The sequence below is a fragment of the Butyrivibrio sp. XBB1001 genome, from assembly GCF_000424505.1.
In the GTDB taxonomy this organism is placed as follows: domain Bacteria; phylum Bacillota; class Clostridia; order Lachnospirales; family Lachnospiraceae; genus Butyrivibrio.
Genome location: NZ_AUKA01000034.1, coordinates 1 through 6,057, shown reverse-complemented (window position 1 = coordinate 6,057; position 6,057 = coordinate 1). Strand labels below are relative to the sequence as shown.

Sequence of the window (6,057 nt, the reverse complement as noted above, 5' to 3'; positions counted from 1 at the left end):
GAATTTTTACTTACTGCCAGATTTGATTTTTATGAATTTTTTCGTAGCATCGCAGCTTATTATTCTATCTTGAACGAAAAATATCATGGCTTGTTACGGCTTTGATTCTCTTTTTCCTAATATGACAGTAAGAATCAAACAAAACCTTTTAAATTTTACTTCAAAAACAGCTTAGTGTTACTAAAAAATAGCTATTTTATCATTCTAGCAGTAATGATTTTTATGGTTTACGGAGATATTTATTGATTTAAAAAGTAAGCAGTAAAAACCGCACTATAAAACGCTAGATAATTATCGATAATAGCAAATGGCAATAAATAGATTGGCAAAAGTGCAAATTCGGATTTGTCGGGTTGACTGCTGGAACATAAAATCGGAAGATTATTTTTTCCTCAACGAAATAATTCTTGGTTTAGGTTTTGCTTCGAACGTAGTTTCTTGATGTATTTTAAACTTAAGATAGGATTTTAAGAAAAGAAAAAGTGGTAAAAACTCAGTATTTATCGCGGTTTGCGGTCATAAAAATGATTGTGAACCGCTTTTTTATTGCTCCGGATCAGAAGATGATGTGAGTGTCATTTTCCATGAAACAAAGATATTATCTAGAAAATAGTGTTGGTGAAGAGAAAACATTCAGTATCCATGGTGCTTTGTGGATGCAAAAGTGATTGTAAGCCGCTTATTTATTGGATATAATCAAATGTAATTATGTGCATCAGGTTTAGTTGAAACAGAAAACGGGATTTAAGGGGAAAAATGAAGCATAAAAGACTTAACAGAGATGGCTGGGGATTCCAGTATTATCCATATTATCAGATGAGAATAGATTGTGAGTGTTTTCATGGTCTGGCATGCCTTATCAGATTTACTGATGGAGAGGCGAACTTTTGGGAAACTCCAAAGGCAGGAAGAATACAGGTTACAGGAGAAGGAATGACTTGGCTTGAGCTGATTCCTGATAATACCAAAAGAGTTATCACAGTAAAATACTTTCCAGATAACTCTCATGATGTAGAAAGAGTCAACTATCCCAAGAGCTTTTGCTCTAAGTATCGTCCTTCCATATGGTATGTGGATATCATAGAGGGGATTGAATACGATGATGATGGCATAGCAGTATTCATCGATAAGTATCTGGATGTAATCTTTACTCCGGAAGGCGATGTAAAAATTGATGATCGTGATGAACTGGATCAGGCCCATGACTCAGGAGAATTGTCAGAAGAGCAATTTGCGGATGCACTGACAGAATGTGATCACATAATAAATGGCTTATGTTCTGATCTAGCTAAGACCAATGCTTGGTGTGCCGAAGTAAGAGATATTGTAGAAAAAAGAATAGCCGCAGGCGAGGCTATAACTAAATGCCATGAGGTTTTACTACTTGAAAAGCAGGGGGATAGGAAGAGCTAATGAGTCGGAATAAGGCTATTATTTTATATCTGGCTGGTGCGTGGGGACAGATTTGCCTCGTATGTCTGGTAGTGTTTTTGCTAAGAAACATTGGAATAGAAGTGGATTATACCTCTCCGCTTGGCATGATTGCCATTGCTGTTGGAGGAATATCGTCAGCCCTATGGGGAATTGTAGTTTCAAACAAATATAAGAAAATCCCAATATCAAAGGTGGTTAAGGATTTCTTTAATGTGGCGCAAAATCCCAAGTATTATCTGCTTGCATTCTTGTTTGTTTTTCTGGATTTCTTTTCACTTTTCTGGGGAGGCAACCTTAAAATATCTTTCTGGTATGCGCCGATTCTTTTATTTCTTAAGGCGCTTGTGTTTGGAGGAATCGAGGAGATAGGTTGGAGATACTTTTTCCAGCCGGCGTTACAGGAACGAATTAGTTATGTGACTTCAACGATATGTACGTTTATTGCTTGGGGAATATGGCACTTTGCATATTTTTACGTTGAAGGAACGATTCAGGTTGTTGATCCTGTTCCATTTCTCATAGGATTGTTGATTAACAGCTTCATTTTGTCAGCAGTCTTTAATGTTTCAGGAAGCTTATGGTTATGTGTTATGACTCATGCGCTGATAAATGTCTTTTCACAATTGGGTATGGGGGGGAATTTATATGTTTCTGTCGCTTGTAGAGTTTTGATCGTAATAATTGCAATTGTTTTTGTAAAAGAAAATAAAAATCGGCATATGGGGGGAAGATGTCAGTTTTAGATAAAAATAAGATAGATGGCCTGGCTTATGATAAATCAGAAGAGGCACTTGTCATGCTAATAACAGATCATCTGGATTGGAATGATGAATATTCACACCTGATCAGTCTGCAGGATAAGATTAACAGCTATGTTAATTTCTGCGAGACAAAACAGTACGAAGAAAAATTCAGTCATGAAAGTATTAAGATGGCAGTGATTGATGTTCACTTTTTACATGAGCCTACTGAAAATGGTATGCATTTTTTGCAAAGAGTACAGGACCAGTTGGGCGAGTTGGGATTTATGATTAAAGCAACTATTGAGAGTTAGAAGAGGATGAAATCTGAATGCTTGTTTCTGAATTATGTAAAGAAAATCTGACAGATGAAATTGTTGATAGAGTTCTATTTGAAGGAATGACGTGTTTTTGTACGTTTCTCCATTTACAAAATAATTCAAAGGTTGGGGTAAAATGAAGATCCATATAATAGGAGGACCAGGAAGTGGCAAGACTTTCTTGGCCGAAAAGCTTTCAAAGGAATACGGAATAAGACATACAGATCTGGACGAGCTGCAGTGGGACAACCAATCTGAATCCTATGGTATAAAAAGAGATAGCGCGGAGAGAGATAGGCTTCTTAACAAAGTTCTCGAAAATGAAGATTGGATCATAGAGGGCGTGTATTATGCGTGGGTCCAGCAGTGTTTTGCTGATGCTGATAAAATCTATGTTTTAAGTGTTCCACGATACAAGTACAGATATAGAATAATACGTAGGTTTTTACGTAGAAAGCTTGGTATAGAAAAGGGCAAAAAAGAAACACTGAAAGCCATAGTGGAGCTTTTGAAGTGGGCAGATAAATATCAGAAAGTAAACCTGGTTGAAATACGTAAGCTACTAGAGCCATATTCATCTAAAGTAATAGAAGATTGTTGACTCTGCCCTTGGGGCACCCTTTATCATAAGTAGCAGTATTTTATTGGGGGATTAGAGTATGCTATTTAAGTATTGTGCTGAATGCGGTCACAAAGTAGAAGATATCAGGCTTGGAGATGATGACTGCAAGATATGTCCATCATGTAAAAGAATTTACGGAAGAAATCCTTTACCTGTTGTCGAAGTACTTGTAGTGAATGAGCTTAATGAAATTCTTCTTCTGAAACAGAATTATATTTCAGAGACTAAGTGGACTGTAGTATCAGGCTATATGGTTGAGGGAGAAACTATAGAAGAAGCGGTTTCCAGGGAAGTGGAAGAGGAAACAGGGCAGATTGTCGATAAATGTCAGTATGTTTCAAGTTATTATTTTGAACCAAAGCAGCTTATCATGATTGGCTTTATAGCTTATGTAAAAAAGAGTCAGTTCACTGATTCAGATGAAGTGGATGATCTCAGATGGTACAAGATAAATGAGGTTGAAGATGTGATAGCCAGAGAAAACAACTGCTCTGGAATGCATTTTGATAAGTGTAAACAGTTTTTGTGATATTCAAGTGTATTTGAAAAGGTAAGGGTTAAGAATGCTAGCCATAGACTCATCTGGTAATACAGTGCGCGAGGAGTATGGCGCTATATTTGGTGTGTCTTTGCCTGAGGAATCCTTGGAATTGATAGAGAAACAGAGGATAGATAGGGAAGAAATCGAGAAGATAGCCTTGTTAAAAGAGATTTCTTCTGAGGAAGAAATAAGAGCACTAGACAGGAAGTTGCTAGAATACTACTCATAAAACACCTCAGCATGCCGGAAAATTCAGCATTGCTGAGGCTTTTTGCGAATGTGATTATTCATCCTTCAAGCAATGATAACTCATCATCAATTGCTCTAGAAACAAACTGGTTGATGGTAATTCCTTCATTAGCAGCGTATAATGCGATCTTCTTGTGCTGCTCTGGTTTAATCCTGACATTGAAGGAACCCTTGAATTCGCGCTCTGGCTCTTTTCCAATCTGAACACAGTAATCAAGATAATTGTTCACTGAATTATGGAATTCTATAGTCAGTTCCTGAACAGACTGGCCATGGAAGTTAATAGAATCATTTATTCCAAGCACATGTCCAACAAATATTTGATCTTCTTGATCAAATTCGATTTTGGCATGGTATCCTTCATATTCCATTAAAGAACTAATCATTATAATTCACCTACCTCTCCTAAAAACTTGATGATCATCTTTATCTGATAACGATATAATTCATTGCCTGGGTGAGGACCATCAAACTGGACGATACGTTTAGTAGCTTCGTGCACAAAGCCTATTCCTGAGCCTCTGCCACCTTCGAACTTTTTACATCCACATTTTTTCATTAAGGCATCAAGTTCGCGAGTGGTGAAATTAGTTGGCGTAGGCTTACTGAGGAGTTTTCTGAGTAAATCTTCTTTTTTAGGCATTTTAAAATCCATTGCAACTATTTTCTAGTTACATATTAACATCATAAATATTCTATGTCAATTTGCTTAAAATCACCCCAGTTTATAAAAAATAAGAATTGGAAACAACCTAAATTTTTCAGTCAAAATGTTAAATGATGAGCCGCCGACCTCAGAGCCAGAGCGGCTCATGACAGCATTGTCATTCCTACGAAATAATTCTTGGTTTAAGTTTCACTTCGAACAGACTTTCTTGATAAATTTTAATCTGAAGATGGGATTTTTCAGAGAAGAAAAAGTGGTATAAACTCAGTATTTATCGCGGTTTTCGGTCATAAAAGTGATTGTAAACCGCTTTTATATTGCTACGGATCAGAAGATGATGTGAGTGTCATTTTCCGTAAAACAAAAATATTATCAAGAAAATGGAATTTTGGAAGAGAGAACATCCAGTATTTATAGCGGTTTGCAAACATGAAAGTGATTGTAAGCCGCTTATTTATTGGATATAATCATTAGTAATTATTTTGTAGAAGAATCAGAATTTGATATAACAATTATCTTTCAGTATATATGACAATAGAGAGGTTGATATGAATTTTCTATTTGTAGCACTTGGTGGTGCCTTGGGTGCAGTAGCGCGATATGCAATAAGTCTGATTCCTGTTAAGACTTATTTTCCGATATTAACTCTGATTACAAATATCCTCGGTGCCATACTAATTGGATTCGTTGTTGGAATTACCAGTAACCGAGAAAGTGTATCTGATAATACCATTCTTTTCTGGAAGACAGGGGTGTGTGGAGGTTTTACCACATTCTCTACATTTTCCCTTGAAGCTTTTAATTTGTTTGAGAAGAAACAATATATGAATGGCGGATTATATGTGGTACTGAGTTGTTGTTGCTGCATATTTGGAATTCTATGCGGAAAGAAACTTGCGACGATAATAAAACTTTGAATTTTAGGATAATGAAATAAGCAAATCGGGATTAGTGGAGTAGAACATGGATAAAAAAAGGGCTTTGTCTGGCGCCATAATATTTATAACCTTGATGGGAATCGTAAGTCTGTTTTCGGACATGACTCATGAAGGCGCCAGAAGCATATTGGGCGAATATCTGAACCTCGCAGGGGCATCCGCTGCAACCATCGGATTTGTGTCCGGTATAGGAGAATTGTGCGGGTATTCACTAAGGCTCATATCCGGATTTATAGCAGATAAAACGAAGAAATACTGGACATTTGTTATCACAGGCTATGTAATACAGGCTCTGGCGATTCCTGCACTGGCACTCGTACCTGAACATGGCTGGATTTGGGCCTGCGGTCTTGTGATCCTGGAGCGTATCGGAAAAGCGATAAAAAAGCCTGCCAAAAACACATTGGTAAGCTTTGCGGCTAGCGAGATCGGAACCGGAAAAGGCTTTGCCTATCAGGAGTTTCTGGATCAGCTTGGCGCGTTTCTCGGACCGGTACTGCTTTTTGTAACAGCTCTTGTAAAAGGTACAGACGACCTTTTTACAAC

General features: G+C 37.2%; 10 protein-coding genes. 8 read left to right on the top strand and 2 right to left on the bottom strand.

The genetic code is table 11. From position 1 onward, the window contains the following. Positions 1-756 precede the first annotated feature (756 nt). The 6 genes from G631_RS20445 (at position 757) to G631_RS0115830 (ending at position 3,886) form a co-directional block, all read left to right on the top strand. Entirely contained in the window at positions 757-1,413 is a 657-nt protein-coding gene (locus G631_RS20445; protein WP_051197324.1) for a DUF402 domain-containing protein, read from the top strand. A 77-nt stretch (positions 1,414-1,490) separates the two neighbouring features. Continuing rightward, positions 1,491-2,177 (top strand): CPBP family intramembrane glutamic endopeptidase, encoded by a 687-nt coding sequence (locus G631_RS0115855; protein ID WP_196803890.1) that lies wholly within the window; start codon positions 1,491-1,493, stop codon positions 2,175-2,177. After that, positions 2,165-2,488 carry a DUF6572 domain-containing protein gene (locus G631_RS0115850; RefSeq protein ID WP_026490272.1) on the top strand — a complete coding sequence of 108 codons (324 nt, stop codon included), beginning with the start codon at positions 2,165-2,167 and terminating at the stop codon, positions 2,486-2,488. The genes G631_RS0115855 and G631_RS0115850 overlap by 13 nt, the downstream gene beginning before the upstream one ends. 142 nt (positions 2,489-2,630) lie before the next feature. Next, positions 2,631-3,095 (top strand): AAA family ATPase, encoded by a 465-nt coding sequence (locus G631_RS0115840; protein ID WP_026490271.1) that lies wholly within the window; start codon positions 2,631-2,633, stop codon positions 3,093-3,095. 58 nt (positions 3,096-3,153) lie between these two features. Beyond that, entirely contained in the window at positions 3,154-3,645 is a 492-nt protein-coding gene (locus G631_RS0115835; protein ID WP_026490270.1) for an NAD(+) diphosphatase, read from the top strand. 34 nt (positions 3,646-3,679) lie between these two features. Next, a complete protein-coding gene (locus tag G631_RS0115830; RefSeq protein WP_026490269.1) occupies positions 3,680-3,886 on the top strand; it encodes a hypothetical protein in 207 nt (68 codons plus the stop codon). Between the two features lie 58 nt (positions 3,887-3,944). Here the strand turns inward: G631_RS0115830 and G631_RS0115825 are convergent, their stop codons facing one another. After that, a complete protein-coding gene (locus G631_RS0115825; protein WP_035789942.1) occupies positions 3,945-4,292 on the bottom strand; it encodes a type II toxin-antitoxin system HicB family antitoxin in 348 nt (115 codons plus the stop codon). After that, positions 4,292-4,561 (bottom strand): type II toxin-antitoxin system HicA family toxin, encoded by a 270-nt coding sequence (locus tag G631_RS0115820; RefSeq protein ID WP_242829114.1) that lies wholly within the window; start codon positions 4,559-4,561, stop codon positions 4,292-4,294. The genes G631_RS0115825 and G631_RS0115820 overlap by 1 nt, the downstream gene beginning before the upstream one ends. A 560-nt stretch (positions 4,562-5,121) precedes the next feature. On the opposite strand from G631_RS0115820, the gene crcB reads away from it, so the two are divergent. Next, positions 5,122-5,490, top strand: coding sequence for a fluoride efflux transporter CrcB (gene crcB, locus G631_RS0115815; protein WP_013282473.1), 369 nt, complete (start codon positions 5,122-5,124; stop codon positions 5,488-5,490). Positions 5,491-5,536: 46 nt separating this feature from the next. Then, positions 5,537-6,057, top strand: a 521-nt coding sequence (locus G631_RS0115810; protein WP_026490266.1) for an MFS transporter, incomplete at its 3' end; no start/stop codon positions are given.

What these genes read in the sequence shown, in the direction of transcription:
- G631_RS0115835 (WP_026490270.1), top strand. Translation starts at nt 3,154, where the DNA reads ATGCTATTTAAGTATTGTGCTGAATGCGGTCACAAAGTAGAAGATATC.
- G631_RS0115820 (WP_242829114.1), bottom strand. Translation starts at nt 4,561, where the DNA reads ATGGATTTTAAAATGCCTAAAAAAGAAGATTTACTCAGAAAACTCCTC.
- crcB (WP_013282473.1), top strand. Translation starts at nt 5,122, where the DNA reads ATGAATTTTCTATTTGTAGCACTTGGTGGTGCCTTGGGTGCAGTAGCG.
- G631_RS0115850 (WP_026490272.1), top strand. Translation starts at nt 2,165, where the DNA reads ATGTCAGTTTTAGATAAAAATAAGATAGATGGCCTGGCTTATGATAAA.
- G631_RS0115840 (WP_026490271.1), top strand. Translation starts at nt 2,631, where the DNA reads ATGAAGATCCATATAATAGGAGGACCAGGAAGTGGCAAGACTTTCTTG.
- G631_RS0115830 (WP_026490269.1), top strand. Translation starts at nt 3,680, where the DNA reads ATGCTAGCCATAGACTCATCTGGTAATACAGTGCGCGAGGAGTATGGC.
- G631_RS20445 (WP_051197324.1), top strand. Translation starts at nt 757, where the DNA reads ATGAAGCATAAAAGACTTAACAGAGATGGCTGGGGATTCCAGTATTAT.
- G631_RS0115825 (WP_035789942.1), bottom strand. Translation starts at nt 4,292, where the DNA reads ATGATTAGTTCTTTAATGGAATATGAAGGATACCATGCCAAAATCGAA.